General features: G+C 69.7%; 16 protein-coding genes. 4 read left to right on the top strand and 12 right to left on the bottom strand.

Annotation, left to right across the window (positions count from 1 at the left end; translation table 11 throughout):
- The first annotated feature begins 28 nt into the window (after positions 1-28).
- The gene (locus ACH442_RS41905; RefSeq protein WP_396343715.1) at positions 29-529 is read left to right on the top strand and encodes a response regulator transcription factor; all 501 of its coding nucleotides are present in this window, start codon (positions 29-31) and stop codon (positions 527-529) included.
- Here ACH442_RS41905 and ACH442_RS41900 read toward each other — a convergent pair.
- From ACH442_RS41900 to ACH442_RS41870, 7 genes are all read right to left on the bottom strand, one after another.
- Positions 526-1,755, bottom strand: coding sequence for a BTAD domain-containing putative transcriptional regulator (locus tag ACH442_RS41900; RefSeq protein WP_396343714.1), 1,230 nt, complete (start codon positions 1,753-1,755; stop codon positions 526-528). The two genes, ACH442_RS41905 and ACH442_RS41900, sit on opposite strands and share 4 nt — an antisense overlap.
- Positions 1,756-2,047: 292 nt before the next feature.
- Positions 2,048-2,869, bottom strand: a complete 822-nt coding sequence (locus tag ACH442_RS41895) for an alpha/beta fold hydrolase (RefSeq protein WP_396343713.1) — start codon at positions 2,867-2,869, stop codon at positions 2,048-2,050.
- A 30-nt stretch (positions 2,870-2,899) separates the two neighbouring features.
- Complete coding sequence (locus tag ACH442_RS41890; RefSeq protein ID WP_396343712.1) at positions 2,900-3,583, bottom strand: type 1 glutamine amidotransferase domain-containing protein; 684 nt, start codon at positions 3,581-3,583, stop codon at positions 2,900-2,902.
- A gap of 87 nt (positions 3,584-3,670) precedes the next feature.
- Entirely contained in the window at positions 3,671-4,768 is a 1,098-nt protein-coding gene (locus ACH442_RS41885; RefSeq protein ID WP_396343711.1) for a cobalamin-independent methionine synthase II family protein, read from the bottom strand.
- Positions 4,769-4,968: 200 nt separating this feature from the next.
- The gene (locus ACH442_RS41880; RefSeq protein ID WP_396343710.1) at positions 4,969-5,688 is read right to left on the bottom strand and encodes a GNAT family N-acetyltransferase; all 720 of its coding nucleotides are present in this window, start codon (positions 5,686-5,688) and stop codon (positions 4,969-4,971) included.
- A gap of 266 nt (positions 5,689-5,954) precedes the next feature.
- Positions 5,955-8,744, bottom strand: coding sequence for a BTAD domain-containing putative transcriptional regulator (locus ACH442_RS41875; protein ID WP_396343709.1), 2,790 nt, complete (start codon positions 8,742-8,744; stop codon positions 5,955-5,957).
- 134 nt (positions 8,745-8,878) lie between these two features.
- A complete protein-coding gene (locus ACH442_RS41870) occupies positions 8,879-9,697 on the bottom strand; it encodes an alpha/beta fold hydrolase (protein ID WP_396343708.1) in 819 nt (272 codons plus the stop codon).
- A 175-nt stretch (positions 9,698-9,872) separates the two neighbouring features.
- Here ACH442_RS41870 and ACH442_RS41865 point away from each other — a divergent pair, with 175 nt between their 5' ends.
- The gene (locus ACH442_RS41865) at positions 9,873-10,466 is read left to right on the top strand and encodes a TetR/AcrR family transcriptional regulator (RefSeq protein ID WP_396343707.1); all 594 of its coding nucleotides are present in this window, start codon (positions 9,873-9,875) and stop codon (positions 10,464-10,466) included.
- Between the two features lie 311 nt (positions 10,467-10,777).
- Here ACH442_RS41865 and ACH442_RS41860 read toward each other — a convergent pair whose 3' ends face one another.
- Both ACH442_RS41860 and ACH442_RS41855 read right to left on the bottom strand, forming a co-directional pair.
- Positions 10,778-11,749 carry an alpha/beta hydrolase gene (locus tag ACH442_RS41860; RefSeq protein ID WP_396343706.1) on the bottom strand — a complete coding sequence of 324 codons (972 nt, stop codon included), beginning with the start codon at positions 11,747-11,749 and terminating at the stop codon, positions 10,778-10,780.
- Positions 11,746-12,237, bottom strand: a complete 492-nt coding sequence (locus tag ACH442_RS41855; protein ID WP_396343705.1) for a nuclear transport factor 2 family protein — start codon at positions 12,235-12,237, stop codon at positions 11,746-11,748. The genes ACH442_RS41860 and ACH442_RS41855 overlap by 4 nt, the downstream gene beginning before the upstream one ends.
- A gap of 101 nt (positions 12,238-12,338) precedes the next feature.
- Between ACH442_RS41855 and ACH442_RS41850 the strand changes: the two genes are divergently transcribed.
- Entirely contained in the window at positions 12,339-13,202 is an 864-nt protein-coding gene (locus tag ACH442_RS41850) for a helix-turn-helix transcriptional regulator (protein ID WP_396343704.1), read from the top strand.
- A 415-nt stretch (positions 13,203-13,617) separates the two neighbouring features.
- Here ACH442_RS41850 and ACH442_RS41845 read toward each other — a convergent pair whose 3' ends face one another.
- Positions 13,618-14,133 (bottom strand): GNAT family N-acetyltransferase, encoded by a 516-nt coding sequence (locus ACH442_RS41845; protein WP_396343703.1) that lies wholly within the window; start codon positions 14,131-14,133, stop codon positions 13,618-13,620.
- Between the two features lie 234 nt (positions 14,134-14,367).
- Here ACH442_RS41845 and ACH442_RS41840 point away from each other — a divergent pair, with 234 nt between their 5' ends.
- Positions 14,368-14,808, top strand: a complete 441-nt coding sequence (locus tag ACH442_RS41840) for a contact-dependent growth inhibition system immunity protein (protein WP_396343702.1) — start codon at positions 14,368-14,370, stop codon at positions 14,806-14,808.
- Positions 14,809-15,174: 366 nt separating this feature from the next.
- Here the strand turns inward: ACH442_RS41840 and ACH442_RS41835 are convergent, their stop codons facing one another.
- Together ACH442_RS41835 and ACH442_RS41830 are read right to left on the bottom strand one after the other, a co-directional pair.
- Complete coding sequence (locus ACH442_RS41835; protein ID WP_396343701.1) at positions 15,175-15,435, bottom strand: hypothetical protein; 261 nt, start codon at positions 15,433-15,435, stop codon at positions 15,175-15,177.
- Positions 15,432-15,701: a DUF4157 domain-containing protein gene (locus tag ACH442_RS41830; RefSeq protein ID WP_396343700.1), complete on the bottom strand. Its 270-nt coding sequence runs from the start codon at positions 15,699-15,701 to the stop codon at positions 15,432-15,434. The genes ACH442_RS41835 and ACH442_RS41830 overlap by 4 nt, the downstream gene beginning before the upstream one ends.
- Between the last annotated feature and the right edge of the window lie 107 nt (positions 15,702-15,808).

Raw genomic sequence — 15,808 nt, 5'->3', positions numbered from 1 at the left:
TGCCCCGGCCCGCCCGACACTGGCCGTCATGACCGTTCCTGCCGAACCCGGCGGTCGGCTGCGTATCGCGATCGCCAGCCCGGAAATTCTCGCCCACATCCGTCAGCAGTTCACCGACAAGGGGTGGGACGTACGGATCGACGGCCTCCCCACGGTCGAGGTGCTGGTCACCCCGGGCGACGGCGCGGCTCCGGCGGCGAACGCGCTCGCCGGCGCCCTGAACGGCCTGGCCGGCCGGCAGACCCGGCACCAGAACCCGGCCACGGCCCGTTACCAGCTGGCGCTGGTGCCACGCGATACCAGGCGCACCCGCGAGAACGACCCGCCGCGCGCGGGCGGCGGGGCGCTGTCGCCGCGGGAGGCCGAGGTGATGGACGCGGTCAGCCGCGGCCTACCCAACCCGGACATCGCCATCCTGCTGAAGGTACGGCCGAAGACGGTGAAGAACCACGTCAATCGCATCTTCGCCAAGCTCGGCGCCCGCAGCCGGGTCGAGGCCGTGCTGATCTGGCAGCGTAGGCGGGCTTAGGGGCCGGTGTCGGCCAGAGCAGGCACTTCGGCGCCGGGACCGATACCCGGCTCAGCGCGACCGCCCAGGGCAGGGCGGATGGGATCGGTACCCGGCTCCTCACAGCGGACCAGCCCGAACCGGGCCCGCGCTTCTTGGAAGGGGTCACCGGCATCCTGGCTGATCCGCAGGGCCTCGGCGAACGCCTCGCCGGCGGCCGCACGCTGCGCGAGGCTGAGCCGGACCTGACCGACAGTGGTGAGCAAAGCGGCTTCGAGGAGGCGACGGCCTGAGGCGCGGGCGTGCTCGAGGCCGGTCAGCGCGAACCGGATCGCCTCGGTCCCGTTCCCGGCCGCGATGTCGAACTCGGCCCGGCTCTGCATGACGGCCGCCAACTCCTCGTCGGTTCGGGTGAAGGGCTCCGGCCACTGCGCGGCGTACCTCCGCGGCCGGTCGCCGTCATCGGACGCCGTCGGCGCGGCCAGGTCCCGAGCGAATACATTCCGGTCCTCGGTCAGCAGGTCGGTGTAGACCGTCTCGACGATCGGCGACGGGCTGATCCCCAGGTCGGCGGCGAGACGGTGGCGCAGATTCCCGTACAGTCCCAGTGCTTCGCCGGTGCGGCCACCACGATGCAGCGCTCTCATCGTGACCGCGTACAGGCGCTCGTCGAACGGATGGGCCGGGATTTCCGCGAGGAGCCGGCCGGTCATGGTGGGCAGCCGCGCGGGTGCGACCAGTTCGGCGAGCTCGGTGAGCAACTGGACTCGCAGATCGTCGAGCCGGCGCCGGGTCTGCGCGACGAACGGGCCGGGTACGCCAGGAAACAGGGTGCCGCTCGTCCAGTCGCGGAGAGCTTCCTCGTACGGTGTGACGGCGCCCCCGGTGTCACGGGCCGCCCGAGCCCGTTCCGCCCGGTCTTCGGCCAGAGTGACGTCGAAGTGTTCGGGGGAGATCCGCAGGCTGTACCCGGCCCCATCACCGACCAGCAGATCCTGTGCTGGGCCGAGAGCACGGCGCAGACCGGAGATGTACGTGTGCAGGCTTCCGGCCGCGGTCTTCGGCGCCGCCTCCCCCCAGACCCGGTCGATCAGTTCGGCGCGCGACACCGTCGTCCCGGCGCACAGTGCCAGCACCGCGAACACGGCGCGCTGCTTGGGTGGGCCGAGCTCGATCTCCTCGCCGTCGACGAAGGCACGCAGCGGTCCCAGCCCCTCCACCCGCAGCCGGGTCTGCTGTCGTGGCATCGCGGGTCCCCCTACTGTCGGTCCGGAGGCTGGTCAGGTAACCAAATCGCCGGTGTCGCTCGTCGGGCAAGACGTTGACGTCCGTCGGGTGTTGCCGGCCACGTCTCTCACCGCGCGGCCCGGGAGCGCAGCGGCCCGGCGGCGGGGGGTGGCCGCCATGACCGAGTGCCCCCGTCTCGGCCGGACGACCGGCACCGGGGTCGGCCATGTTTTTGTGGAGCGCTTCCGGATTTCTCCCGGCAACGCCACGAGGGCCACCGGTGGATCCGGCGGCCCTCGTCATGGGAGAACGTCAGCTGTTCAGGAAGTCGATCAGGGCCTGGTTGAACTCGGCGGGGTGGCTGGCGTTGATGCCGTGCGGCCCGTCCTTGATCACGACCAGCTTGGCGCCGGGCACCGTTTCCGCCGTCCGCGCGCCGCTGACCTCGAACGGCACGATGGCGTCGCTGTCGCCGTGGATGACCAGTACCGGCACGTCGATCTTGGCCAGGTCGGGGCGGAAGTCGGTGTAGCTGAACGCCCCGATGGCGTCCAGGGTGCCCTTGGCCGACGCCACGTGGGCCAGCTCCTGGGCGTAGCGGACCTGGGCGTCACTGACCTTCGACGTACCGCCGGCGGTGAAGAAGTTGGCGGCGAACCCGTCGACGAACGCGATCCGGTCGGCGATCACGCCGTCCTGGAAGCTCTTGATCGTGGCGTCGTCGAGACCACCGCCGGGGTTGTCGTCGGTCTTGTACAGATACGGCGGGACGGCGGCGGCGAACACCGCGCGGGCGATCCGGGCGCTGCCGTAGGCGCCGAGGTAACGAGCGACCTCACCGCCGCCCATGGAGAAGCCGACGAGCGTGACGCCGGTCAGGTCCAGCTTGGTCAGCAGCGCGTCCAGGTCGGCGGCGAACGTGTCGTAGTCGTAGCCGTCCCACGGCTGGCTGCTCTGGCCGAAACCACGACGGTCGTACGTGATGACGCGTTTGCCGGCCTCGACCAGGGGCGCGATCTGCGCCTCCCAGCTGCGGGCGGACAGCGGCCAGCCGTGGATCAGCACGACCGGGTCGCCGGACCCGAAGTCCTCGTAGTGGATCTCGACGCCGTGGGCAGCGGTGAGGAAAGGCATGACGGTCTCCCTGTTGTATCGATGTGAAAGTCAGGCGGTGGCGAGCACGGTGAGCAGCACGTCGGCGGCCTCGGCCGACGAGGCGGGGTTCTGGCCGGTGATCAGCAGCCCGTCGCGGACCACGTAGGAGCCCCAGTCGGGACCCTTGGAGTAGACACCGCCGTTGGCCTTGAGCATGTCCTCGACCAGGAAGGGCACCACGTCGGTGAGGCCGACGCCGTCCTCCTCGGTGTTGGCGAACCCGGTCACCGGGCGGCCCTGCACCAGTGGCGAGCCGTCCTCGCCGGTGACGTGGCGCAGCACGCCCGGGGCGTGGCAGACCAGCGCGACCGGCTTACCGGAGCGCAGCGTGGTCTCGATGATGTTCTTCGAGTCGGCGTCCTCGGCGAGGTCCCACAGCGGGCCGTGCCCGCCCGGGTAGAACACGGCGTCGTAGTCGGCCGGGTCGACCGTGCTGAGCACGACCGTGTTGTCCAGCGCGGCCGACGCCTCGGCGTCCGCCTCGAAGCGGCGGGTGTCGTCGGTCTGGGAGCCGGGCTCGTTGCTCTTGGGGTCCAGCGGCGGGCGCCCGCCCTTCGGCGAGGCGAGGGTGATCGTGGCGCCGGCCTGCTTGAGCCGGTAATACGGCGCCGCGAGCTCCTCCAGCCAGAAGCCGGTCTTGCGGCCCGTGGTCCCCAGCTCGTCGTGCGAGGTAAGAACGACCAGAACGTTCATGTCAGGGCCTTCCGTTTCCTGCGGCCCGTGTCGGCCACATCCAGAACTCTAGACGACTGGTCTACTAGATAGCAAGGATGACCCGGGTCACCCCCAGACCAGCCCGGCGGTCTGCACCACCAGGTCGAGCTTGCGACGCTGGTCGTCCCAGGTCAGCGGGTTTCCGTGAACCTCGGAGGCGAAACCGCACTGCGGGCTGAGCGCCAGGGCGTCCAGCGGACGGTGCCGGGCCGCCCCCTCGATGCGACGGGCCAGCTCGTCCGGCTTCTCCAACTCGCCCGTCTTCGTGGTGACCAGGCCGAGAACGACGGTGGTTCCGTCCGGCACGAAGCGGATCGGGGCCAGGCCGCCGGCCCGGTCGGTGTCGTACTCCAGCAACCAGTGGTCGACCGGGATCTGCCCGAAGACGTCCTCGGCGATCCCGTCGTAGGTCCCCTCGTTGAACCACTGCCCGCGATAGTTGCCCCGGCAGATGTGCATGCCGACGGTGACGCCGCTTTCGCGCAGGCCGGCGACGATGCGGCGGTCCGCGTCGATGCAGCGTTGCAGCAGGTCCCGCGGGTCGAGCCCCTCGGCCTCGAAGACGGGGATCAGCTTCTCGTTGACGAAGCTCGTGTAGCAGGGCGCGTCGATCTGGACGTGCCGGACGCCGTCACGGACCAGCGCCTCGGCCTCGGTCCGCACCACCTCGGCGAGGTCGTCGATGAGGTCGGCGCGGGTGGGATAGGCCTGGTCGCTCACGCCCGCCTGCCAGTTGGCGACGACGAAGTTCGTCACCTCGGGCAGAGTGATCTTGAACGGCCCCGGCGCGTACCGGGAAAGGTAGCCGGCCTCCCGGTCGGTGAACCGTTCCCGATGCGACAGCTTGCCGCCGATCAGGTTGAGGATTGCGTCGTCGGACTGCCGCTGCTCCGCGGAGTTCCAGTCGAGGACCGGCGCCTGGCCGACGAAACCGTCGGTGTGGTCGGTGAGCTGGCTCATGAAGTCGTTACGGCGGTACTCCCCGTCGGTGCAGGGCCCGATGCCGCTGTCGCGCTGCACCTGAAGGATCGTCGTGATCGCGGTGTCCTCGGCCGCGTGCAGCGCGGCGGTGCCGATCCGGCCGGCCGCGTGATCGGCACGGGCCCGCAGCAGCGCGGGTGGCCGCAGGAAGCTGCCGACGTGTGTCGCCCGGGGTACGGACATGATGGTCTCCTCGTCATGGCGTTTCGGGGTGATCGGTTTCGTCGGGCACGGCGAGGCCCTGCGTCTCGGCGCGCCACAAGATCGCGCATGGTTCCTCAGTGCCCCGGTCCACACGCCGGCGGTACGTGCTGAACGGCAGGTCGAGCCGCTCGGCCGCCGCCTTCTGGGTGCGCGTACGGATCTGCGGCTGCAACCGCGGGTTACTCGCCGGAGCTGAAGAAGTGCCGCCGGTACCTGGGGTTCATCTGGTCCACGGACAGCAGCACGTAGAAGGTGGCCACCCCGGCCTCCGTGTCGTACGAGGGCTCGCCGCAGACCCACGATCCGAGGCGCAGATAGCCGCGCAGCAGCGGCGGGACGGCGCCTGGCACGATTTCCGGGCCGGACGTCCGCAGCACCGGGTGGCGCGGCTCGACCCGGAACTCGGCCGGGGCGAGGTGCCTGTCACGGACTGCTGCCCAGATACCGGCGGCAAGGTCCGGCTTGACCCACGCGCATCCGCCGAGCCAGCTCCGGCCGGCCAGCTTCAGATACTGCGCGATGCCGGCCCACATCAGCCCGACGACCGCCCCGTTGCGGTGCTCGAGGTGGACCGCCGCGCGGCCGGTCTCCACCAGGCCGGCGTCGAGGTCGCGCAGTGGGCGCAGGTCGAAGGTGCGCTGGCCGTACCGGCCGCCGACCGCAGCCGCACAGTCCGCCGTCATCATCCGGTACGTGCCGACGACCGTGTCGCTCGCGTCGTGCCGCACGACGATGTGGTCGCAGTGCTCGTCGTAGGCGTCCACGTCGATCATGGTGCCGAACTCCTCGGCGAACACCTGCCGCCGCAGTCGCTGTGCCTGGACGACACCGCGCTCGTCGGCGACGATCACCGTGTAACCGCCCGCCTCGATGCGCAGGCCGGCCTGTACTTGCGTCACTGGTTCCCCTGTTGTCGGTGGACCCGGTGACTCAACCAAACCGGGGGAATCGCCGGTCGGGCGAACGGTTGACATCCGTCGGGTGCCCGGCGACACAGCCGATCCTCGGCCGATGACTGGCGTCAGGACTGGTTCTGCCGGCGCTGCTCGATGTAGTTTCCGCGCAGGGGTCAGAGACCGCGGGACTGCAGGTCATCGGGTGATGCGCCGCCCTCGACGACACCGTGATCACGCGAGCGCTGCCGGCTGTGTGTGAGCGCAGGCGGTCAGCGTCCCGGCCTCGGACCGAGCGCCAGGATACTTTCGATCTCGGCGGTGAGGCGGGTCGCCTGGGTTCCCGGGGTGCTGTCGATCAGGGCCAGGGCTTCCCGGTACGTCTTCTCGGCCTCCGGACCACGACCGGCGTCCCGGAGCGCGTCGCCCAGGTGGCGCAGGGACTGGGCGGCCCAGACCGGAGCTTTGCGTTCCAGGTAGATGTCCACCGCACGGTGATAGCTGGCCGTGGCCTCGTCGATGTCGCCGAGCCCAGCCTGGGCGCGACCGATCGTGTCCCAGGTGTCCGCCACCCGGAACGGGTGCAGGTCGGCTGCCATCCCGACGACCTCGCGGGCGTCGGTGATGGCCTCGGCGAACCGGCCCAGTTGGGTGTTCGCCCAGCTCACGCCGATCAGGATCCGGGCTCGCGCGGTCGGGTCGCTCCCCGGCGGGTGGAGGGCGAGCAGGGCGCGGAACTGGTCCAGCGCCTCCTGCCACCGGCCCTGCAGATCGAGCACGCCGGCGATGAAGATACTGGTGCGTTCCATGCCGTCGGCGTCGCCGATCTCCTCGAACAGAGCCCGGGCGTGCCGCAGGTGCTCGTGCGCCTCCTCGTAGGAGCCCATGTTCGACACGGCGAAGGCAGCCCCCCACCGGGCCTGCGCCTCGGCCGCCGGGTCCCCGTTGCGGATCGCCGCGGCCAGCCCGGTGGCCTGGGACGTCTGCATGTGATGCCACAGGCCCTGGCGGTTGAGGTAGTCGCGCACCACCCAGGCCAGCTGCCAGGCGTACCGGTCGAACCCCTCCCGGACGGCGAGGTCCAGCGCCGACAGCAGACCGAGGTGTTCGTCCATGAACCAGTCGGCCGGCGTGGCGTCGACGCCGACCACGCCGGGCAGCGGCCCCTCCGCGTCGGCGGGCTCCTTCCGCTTGAACAGCCGCGAGTCGGACTCCCGCCCGGCGTGCAGGTAGTAGTCGAGCAGGCGGTGCACCGTCGCCCGTCGCCGGTCCGGCGGGTCCAGTTGCAGGGCGAGTTCCTGGCCGTACGCCCGAAGTAGGTCATGGATCTTCCATCGGCCCGGTGCGTGTTCCGTAACCAGGGCCGCGGCGACCAGCTCGCCGAGCAGCCCGCGCGTCGTGGCCGGCGGCAACGCCAGCATGCTGGCGGCCGCGTCGGCATTGAGGTCCGGGCCCGGGTGCAGGCACAGCCGGCGGAACGCCGCCGCGGGCTCCGGCCCGATCGCGTGGTACGACCACGAGAAGACCGTTCGCGGGTCGAAGGCCTCGTCCGGCAGGTGGAACCCGGACAGGGTGCCGTGCGCGGTTCTCAGATCGTCCGCGATCGCGCCGAGCGGCAGGTGGGCGGCGGCAGCCGCGCGGGCGGCGACGACGGCCAGCGCGAGAGGCAGGCGGCCGCAGAGCTCGACGATCTCGCGGGCCGCGGCCGGCTCGGTGCGCACCCGGTCGGTGCCGACACGTGCGGTGAACAGGGCGAGCGCCTCGTCCGGTCCGGGCGGTTGCAGCGCGATCAGCGGCGCCGCGGTCCGGATGAGCAGCGCCGGCAGCGTACCCCGGCTGGTGACGACGACCAGCGAGCCGCCCGAGCCGGGCAGCAGGTCCAGCACTTGGTCGGCGGTGGCCGCGTTGTCCAGCAGGATCAGCATCCGGCGGTCCGCGACCAGGCTGCGGAACGTCGCGGCGCGTGCCTCGACACCGGCCGGTACGTCCGCGGGCGGCACGCCGAGCGCCTGCAGGAAGGCGCCGAGAACCTCGCCCGGGGAGAGCGGGTCGCCGCCCGGGCCGTAGCCGCGCAGGTCCGTGTAGAGCCGGCCGTCGGGATACCGGTCGGCCAGCCGGTGCGCCCAGTACAACGCCGTCGAGGTCTTGCCCACCCCGCCCATGCCGCTGAACACCACGACCGCCAGCCCCGGCCCGGCCGCGTCGACCACCTCTTCGGCCCGCCGCAGCTCGGCCTCGCGCCCGCTGAACAGGGCGGGTGCCGCCGGAAGCTGCGAGGGCCGCGACAACGAGACCGGGCCGGTGGTGTCGAGAGGAACGGGCAGGAGACGGGAATCGTCCCGAAGGATCCGGCGATGCAACTCCTGCAGCGAGGCCGTCGGCTCGACGCCGAGCTCCTCGACGAGCAGCTGCCGCACCTCGCGATAGGCGGACAGGGCGTCGGCACGCAGCCCGGCCCGGTGCAGCGCGATGATCTGCAGTTCGTGGAGCCGTTCCCGGAAGGGGAACTGGCTGATGACGGCCGGGATCTCGGCGATGACCCCGGCGTGGGCGCCGACCTCGATCTCGGCGGCGAACAGTGTCTCGTACGTCGCTGCGCGCAGGGCGGCGAGCCGGGTCCGCTGCAGGTGCGCCCACGGCCCTTCCAGGCCGGCGAGCGGTTCGCCGCGGAACAGTGCCAGCGCCTCCCGCGCCCGGCTCGCCCGCTCCGGCGCCGGGACGGCCTCGAGGGCGGCGGTCAACGAGCGGAAACGGGCCAGGTCGTAGCGTCCCGGGCCGGGCCGCAGAAGGTAGCCGCGGGCCACCGACTCGATGGTGTCGCCGGCGGATTCCAGCACCGCGCGCAGCCGGGACACGTACGTGCGAATGGTCTTGACCGCCCCGGCCGGTGGCTCCTCCGCCCACACGGCCTCGACCAACTCGCCGGTCGACGTCACCGCGCCCTCGTTGAGCAGAAGCACCGCGAGAACCATGCGCTGTTGCGGTGGACCGAGGTGCAACCGGTGTCCGCCGGCCCAGGCCTCGACCGGCCCCAGTACGCCGAAAGACACCTCCGCTGCCACGGGCCGAAGTATGCCACCGGCCCGCAGGAACCACGTTCCGGCTGGTGCAGGCCACAGCACCGCCTTCAGCCAGTGGCCGACTTCTCGAAGGGCCGGGGCTGCCAGGCGATCCGGCAGCCCCGCGGTGGTACGGATCAGCGGGCGGTCTCGCGGGCCGCCTTCTCGATGAAGGACGCCGTGGCGGCCGGGTGGGAGACGAACACCAGATGCGAGGCGCCGTTGATCACCGTGGTCGTGGCGTGCGCCCGCGCGGCCATGAACCGTTGGGCAGCCGGCGGGATGATCTTGTCGGAGCCGCTGATCAGGTCGTACGTGGGAATGGTGTGCCAGGCCGGGTCGGCCGCGGCCGGCTCGTTGAGCGCGGCCTGGGTGACCGGCCGCTGTGCGATGGCGTAGAGGGCGGCGTCCTTGGCCGGCACGTCGGCGGCGAACCGCTTGTGGAACACCGACGGGTCGATGGACAGGTCGGTCTGCCCGCCGGGCAGCGGCACCGCCTTCAGCGACTCGCTGACGGTGCTGCCGGGGAACTTCCCGGTCAGGTCGGCGGCGGTCTCACCGGTCTCCGGGAGGTAGCCGGCGAGGTAGACCAGGGCGGTGACGTCGGTGTCACCGGTGGCGGCCTCGGAGATCACGTTGCCGCCGTAGGAGTGCCCGACCAGCACGATCGGCCCGTCGATGCTGTCCAGCAGCGCCCGGACCTGGGCCGCGTCGGAGGCGACTCCGCGCAGCGGGTTGGCTGCGGCGACCACGGGGTAGCCGTCGGCGGCCAGCCGCTGGCTGACGGCGTTGAATCCGCTGCTGTCCGCGAACGCGCCGTGAACCAGCACGATGGTCGGCTTCTTCGCCGAGTGGCCGCCGGGGTGCGCGTCGGCCGCGGTGACGGCGAAGACGCTGAGAGCGGTGGCCGCGACGACGGCCGCAGCGGTGAGGGCGGTCTTTCTTCCAGCCAACATCTTTGGTCCCTATGCTGTTGCACGGCCGGGCCCAGAGTGCCGGACCCGGTGGCGTTGCCGCCACGAGCACTGAAACACCTGGTGGTTGGCGTCCGGCGCACGATTCCTTGACGATCGTCGGGTGTCGCCCACCACGGTCTAGACGACCGGTCTAATCGGCTAGTAGTCTGGCCTCATGTCAACCAGAAATCTCAACCGCGATACGCGTACGGAGTTGTTGCTGGCCGCCGAGCGGTCCTTCGCGCACAAGGGTTACGCCGCGGTCGGGATCAACGAGGTGCTGTCCAGCGTCGGTGTGCCGAAAGGGTCCTTCTACCACTACTTCAGCTCGAAGGACGCTTTCGGCGAGGCCGTGATCGCGCGCTACTTCGAGCAGTACCTGGCCGAGATGGACGAGATCCTCGACGCCCCCGGCCAGGACTGGGCCGCGAAGATCCTGGCCTACTTCGCGTCGTGGCGGGCGTCGCAGAGCTTCGGCGACTGCGAGGGCAAGTGCCTGGCCGTCAAGCTCGGCGCCGAGGTCGCGGACATGTCCGAGCCCATGCGCCTGGCCCTGAAGACCGGCACCGCGAAGATCGTCGACCGTCTCGAGCGCGCGATCCTCGGCGCCGCCACCGACGGCTCCTCGCCGTTCACCGGCGACGCCCGGGCGACCGCCGACGCGCTCTATCAGCTGTGGCTGGGAGCCAGCGTCATGTCCAAGGTCCAGCGAAGCCTGGCCCCGCTGGACACCGCGACCACGGTGACCCGCCGGCTGCTCGGCATCTGACGGGCCGTCACTCCGGGTCGGAGCGGTTCAGGATCCGGACCCCGGCGGCGTAGCGCAGGAGATCGGCGTCGCTGACGGTGGCAGCGCCAGGATCAGCACTCCGCACTCGTTGCCGACGTGGCCGAGCACGCGGCCGCCGGCGGGCGGCGATCACGCTTACCGCGGGCTTCGCGGCCGGGCCGCTGCTCTCCGGCGCGTCCGGCCTGGGACTTCTGACCGTGGCGGCCACGCTGTTCGCCTGGCCGCCGCTGCGCCGGCCTGCGCACTGAGGACTTGTTCCCTGGATGAGACCTGCCTCTCCGCGCTGGAGGTCAAAGGAGCCGGAGGGTGTCCCGCACGCTGTCCCACAGCATGTCGCCCCGCTCCCAGGGCGCCGCGTGGCTTCCCGTGCACCGGTGACCGGTGACGACCCGTGACACGCCCGCCCGATGCAGATGCGCCTCCATCCGCTCCCGCTGATTCATCGGTACGAGCTGGTCCTCGCTGCTCTGGTCAAGCACGACGAGTCCGGGAGCCCGCTCGCCCACCACGGCCGGGCCGAACCGGGTGGGGCTGGCCGCCGGCCATCGGGCCGGGTCGGTGCCGAAGGCGTGGCCCAGCAACATCCGGTACTCCTCGCGCAGGTGCTCGTGCGACGGACCGAGCCCGTCGACCAGGGCTGGTAGGTCGTACAGGCCGTTGAGCCCGAGCAGCGCGGCCGGACGCGGCGCTTCCGGAACCGCGTCCAGCCCGTGGTCCCGGGGCGATTGCAGGACCGCCTGGAATGCGATGCACGCACCACAACTGTGTCCGGAAAGGACATACGAATGGTCGGCGAGACCGTAGGAGCGAAGGAGATCGAGCCCGTGCAGAACGTCACCGACGTGAGCCGGGTGAACTGCTCCGCGAGCCGGCTCCGGATCCGGCAGCACGGGATGGGTCGGAAATGGCGAAAGGGTGTAGTTCAGTGACGCCACGGCGCGAATCGGACCGGCGCTCTCCGTCGGGGAGAAGGCGTGGGCGACCGCGGGCTCGATCGATCGGGCGGTCAGATTCGGGTCACGCCACGCGCCACCGTGAACATGCACGTGGTAACGAACCGCATCCGAGCCGGAGCCCGGCAACGATACGACCGGCGTGCCGATCAACGCTGAAGTCTCCGGTGTCACCGGAAGGTAGATACTCAGATTCTGAAAACGGTTGGCCTGCGGGACATAGGAAATGTCGCGAGCCGCGATCACGGGAACCGGGTGGCCGAGCCGAGGACTGGTCACCTCGGCCGGCCGCCACTCAGGGTTGGTCATTCGCTGTCCTTGCCGGGCCAGGAGATGTCCCCGGTGAACGGGGAGAAGTCCAGCCACAGGTACTCGTAGGTGCGGTTGGTGAAGACCCAGCCGTTCTCGGTGCGGCGGAACGTGTCGGTCCACACCCCGTTGTTCCGGTAGTAGTTCTCACCCGGACCGCGCGCCGCTTCGTGACACATCGAACGGGTGGTGGCAGTGTCACCGTCGATGTCGACGGCGCCCGGCATGACGAACTGGATGAAATAGTCACGCTCTTCCCGGAGAGTGCGGTACAGCGCCACGATCTGCTCGACACCCTCGGCGCGTCGTTCGAAAGGCTGGCCGTCGGTGCCGCCGATGACCCAGCGGGCGTCCTCGGCCCAGACGGCGCGGAAAGCGTCGTAATCGCCGTGGACGGCGGCGTCGGCGAATCGGCGGATGGTGTCGCGGACGGCGGCCTCGTCGATCAGGCGGGCGACGGCTTCTTCGGTGCTCAGTGCGGTGGTCATGCGTTCATCATCGGGTGGTGGAAAGGGGCCTGCCAGAGAAGGATCGACGGTAGGAAAATCTTTACCACCCTGGTCTTCCGGCCGCGCGACACAATAAGCGCATGATCATGAACGAGGCGGGGCTCGGGGCGACGTTGCGTGCCTGGCGCGACCGGCTGACCCCGGCCGCGGTGGGGTTGCCCAGAGGTGGGACACGCCGGGCCAACGGGCTGCGGCGGGAGGAACTCGCCGCCCTGGCCGGGATCTCCGTCGACTACGTCGTCCGGCTGGAACAGGGGCGTGTCACCACCCCGTCCGCGCAGGTGGTGGCGGCGCTGGCCCGCGCGCTTCAACTCACCCACGCCGAACGCGATCACCTGTACCGGCTGGCCCACCTGGAACCCCCGGCCGACGGGCAGATCTCGCACCACATCCCGCCGGGCATGAACCGGGTGCTGGCCCGGCTCGGTGACGCCGCGGTCGGGGTGTTCGCCGCCGACTGGCAGCTGATCTGGTGGAACCGCCCCTGGGCGGCCCTGCTCGGCGACCCGTCGCCGACGCCGCCGGCGTTGCGCAACTTCGCGCGGGACACCTTCCCGGTCGACGATCACACCCCACGGCTGGCGCAGTGGCCGGTGACCTCGGACGCCGGTGACCTGGTGGAGTCGGCCGTCGTCGCGGACCTGCGCCGGGCCACCGGCCGTTTCCCCGGGGACCGCGGGCTGGCCCGCCTCATCAAGGACCTGACCGCGGGCAACGAACGGTTCGCACAGTTGTGGCGGGCCGGGGCGGTCGGTACCCACCGCGAAGACCACAAGATCGTCGCGCACCCGATGGTCGGCCCGATCGAGGTCGACTGCGACGTCATGCGCGACGGCGACGAGGACCTGAAGGTGGTGATCCTGACCGCGGCGCCGGGCACCGACGACGACACCAAGATGCGCCTCGCCCTCGTCGCCGGCGTGCCCGACCCCGCGTTCGACTGACCTGCGTCGCCCGGCGTCCGTGGCCCGAGCCAACCAGTACCCGTCGAGCCGATCCAGCCGGCCACCGGCGGAGCCAGCCGACTCCACCGCCACCTGCAACGTCACGGCGGTGTCCGCCACGGCGTGCCCGGCACCTTGCAGCGCTCCGACGTCTACATCCGTTCGACGGCGAGGACGTTCCCGGGACGGCAATCTCGGTAAGCCCCGTCGCTCATCCACCACAAGGATTGCCGAGAGCCAGACGGCGGAGCTGTGAAGGTCGGCTTCGAAGTGCTGGCAGGCATCACGAGGATGTATCCGACGCACTCACATCGGCACGACAAGACGTCAGCCCTGCACAGCCGGCCACGGGCTGTAGCGGCGGCCAGCCCGAGCTCGGACAGCGGCATGAGAGTCGAACGCGGCCGATGCGCAGTCAACGGCGTCCGTCCGAATGAACTGGGCGCTCGAACCAGGTAGAACTGATACGCCGACCGTGTTTGATCGCATAGTCGGTGAAGGTGCCCACAACGGTGAAATGCCGCGAGAGGTGGAGCGCCACGGACGCGTCATTGGGCAGTGCCACGGCAGCTACGACATGGTGAGCCTCGGTATCGGCCAGTTCCGCCAACAGCGTGTCGTAGAGCCTGCCGCCGAGTCCCCGGCCGATGGCCGCGGGAGCGAGGTAGATGCTGGTCTCCACCGTATGGCGAAAGGCCGGATGCGCCCGGTACGGGCTGCTGGTGGCATATCCGACCGGCCGCCCGTCATCGACAGCCACCATCAGCCGATGGGGCCCGGTAGTCGCGTACGTTGTCCACCAGGCTCGGCGGTCAGCGAGATCGACCTCGGCTTCGTCGAAGGTCGCATAACCAGCTCGGACGTGATGGTTGTAGATCTCCGTCAAGACCGGCAGATCGTCTTCGCGCCCCGCACGCACGTCAGTGACCATCCGGGCATTCTGCATGATCACGTATAACGCGCCACTTCAACTGCGTTGGGCCGTGTCTGACAGGGTCCACCTGCGCCGGCCCCGAGGGGAGGGTGTGCCGGGCATGGCTACTCGGGCACCGCCCCGGATCGCGGCAGATCCGGATGTTTGTTTGTTGGTCTGGTGATGTGACAATCCGCCAATGACGTCCTATCAGTTCCTTGGCCTCGCGTCGCCGAATGAGGGAGAGGTGCCATGACGGACGCCCGCGAACAATCGCTCGAGGAGATCGAGGGTGACGCCTGGGGTGATGCGCCGGCCGACGCCACCAGGCTCATTGCCACGGTCCACCAGTTGCGGCGCAAACCGATCGGCAAGCTGGACGTCGAGGATCTGAGGATCATGCTCGGCCAGCAAGTGGGCGTACCGGTGTTGGTACCTGAAGCACTCGTCGTTCTGGAGCATGATCCGCTCGCCGAGGGCGACTTTTACCCGGGGGATCTGCTGTCGGCCGTCGTGCGCCGGACCCCGGTGGAGTATTGGGTCGCTCATCCGGATGAGTTGCTGCGCCTGCATGCCGTGGTCGCTGGGATCGATCTGGACGAGATCGATGACAACAAGCTTGTTGCTGATCTCACCGCGTTCCGTGAAAATGCCGCGACGCAACGCCCATCGCCGTCGCAGGGTGTGCTCTGAGGTTGCTTGGAGACCCGCGGTCACCGGTGGGCAAGGGCGGTCAGCGTCGGGACCGAGTGGCCATGGGATCCGCCGCGCGGAGATCACGTTGCTCCGGATGCGATCCGACGACCGGATCGCCCCAGCCGCGACGCGGCTGGACACGGGTGGGCGTTATCGGGTGCGGCTGGTCACTGGGTGTCGAGTAGGATCACGGCTTGCGCCCTCGTAGCTCAGGGGATAGAGCAACGGTTCCTGATGCGCGGTGCAGGATTTAGCGCAGCCGTTTTAACTGCGAATATTCGGGCGCGGTTCATTATGACTTCGGATCTTCGGATCGACGAATGCTCGGTGGGTCTGGGCGTCGGCGCTGATCTCCGATTGCAGCTATTCTTCGACGGTCCAGGAGCGCCCTACCTCAACATATTCGGCGTCTGCCCGATCGACCACCAGGATGGTCTCGCCGGTGCGTTGAGTGCGTGGCGTGGGGTGATCGACCCCGAGCACGTGGACAAGGTTTCCGCTGGTGTCGTCCCGGAGACGCGGGATGCCGACGAGCTCACCGTCGCGGATCGACCCGACGACGATGAGGCCACCCCGAGCTGAGATGTCGAATACCTCATTGATATGGAACTGAATTGTCGTCATGACGTACTCCTGTAACGGTCCAAGGCGGGAATCTCGCTGTCGTACGCCTCGTCCTCGAGTTCAAGCAGTGGTCGTGTCAGGTGCTCACCGGCCTGCTGTTGCAGCACGTGGGTGTGCTCGTGGGCGATGGTAGCCGCCAGTGTCTCCGAGTCTGCGAAACTGGCAGGGCCGAGTCGGATCTGTGCTCCGTTGAGTTCCGCCGGTGTGTAGGCGCAGGCGTCCATGTAGTCGAGGTAGCGGATTTCTTCTGGATCGCTGATGACCACGACGTCGACGTTGTGTCAAGCCCCGGGTTTGGTGGAGAGTTGATTAGCTGGTTTCCAGCGGTGCGGTGATCGGCTGGGTCATCGCGTGTGATGCCTCGTGTTCGGCT

Source organism: Actinoplanes sp. NPDC020271, assembly GCF_044388125.1.
Classification (GTDB): Bacteria; Actinomycetota; Actinomycetes; order Mycobacteriales; family Micromonosporaceae; genus Actinoplanes.
The sequence above is the reverse complement of the archived record's forward strand: the minus strand, read 5'-3'. Positions and strand labels throughout refer to the sequence as shown.

Coding starts and splice junctions, on each gene's coding strand:
- ACH442_RS41885 (WP_396343711.1), bottom strand. CDS start 4,768: ATGTCCGTACCCCGGGCGACACACGTCGGCAGCTTCCTGCGGCCACCC.
- ACH442_RS41860 (WP_396343706.1), bottom strand. CDS start 11,749: ATGACCAACCCTGAGTGGCGGCCGGCCGAGGTGACCAGTCCTCGGCTC.
- ACH442_RS41900 (WP_396343714.1), bottom strand. CDS start 1,755: ATGCCACGACAGCAGACCCGGCTGCGGGTGGAGGGGCTGGGACCGCTG.
- ACH442_RS41870 (WP_396343708.1), bottom strand. CDS start 9,697: ATGTTGGCTGGAAGAAAGACCGCCCTCACCGCTGCGGCCGTCGTCGCG.
- ACH442_RS41890 (WP_396343712.1), bottom strand. CDS start 3,583: ATGAACGTTCTGGTCGTTCTTACCTCGCACGACGAGCTGGGGACCACG.
- ACH442_RS41855 (WP_396343705.1), bottom strand. CDS start 12,237: ATGACCACCGCACTGAGCACCGAAGAAGCCGTCGCCCGCCTGATCGAC.
- ACH442_RS41835 (WP_396343701.1), bottom strand. CDS start 15,435: ATGACGACAATTCAGTTCCATATCAATGAGGTATTCGACATCTCAGCT.
- ACH442_RS41850 (WP_396343704.1), top strand. CDS start 12,339: ATGATCATGAACGAGGCGGGGCTCGGGGCGACGTTGCGTGCCTGGCGC.
- ACH442_RS41865 (WP_396343707.1), top strand. CDS start 9,873: ATGTCAACCAGAAATCTCAACCGCGATACGCGTACGGAGTTGTTGCTG.
- ACH442_RS41895 (WP_396343713.1), bottom strand. CDS start 2,869: ATGCCTTTCCTCACCGCTGCCCACGGCGTCGAGATCCACTACGAGGAC.
- ACH442_RS41840 (WP_396343702.1), top strand. CDS start 14,368: ATGACGGACGCCCGCGAACAATCGCTCGAGGAGATCGAGGGTGACGCC.
- ACH442_RS41845 (WP_396343703.1), bottom strand. CDS start 14,133: ATGGTCACTGACGTGCGTGCGGGGCGCGAAGACGATCTGCCGGTCTTG.
- ACH442_RS41905 (WP_396343715.1), top strand. CDS start 29: ATGACCGTTCCTGCCGAACCCGGCGGTCGGCTGCGTATCGCGATCGCC.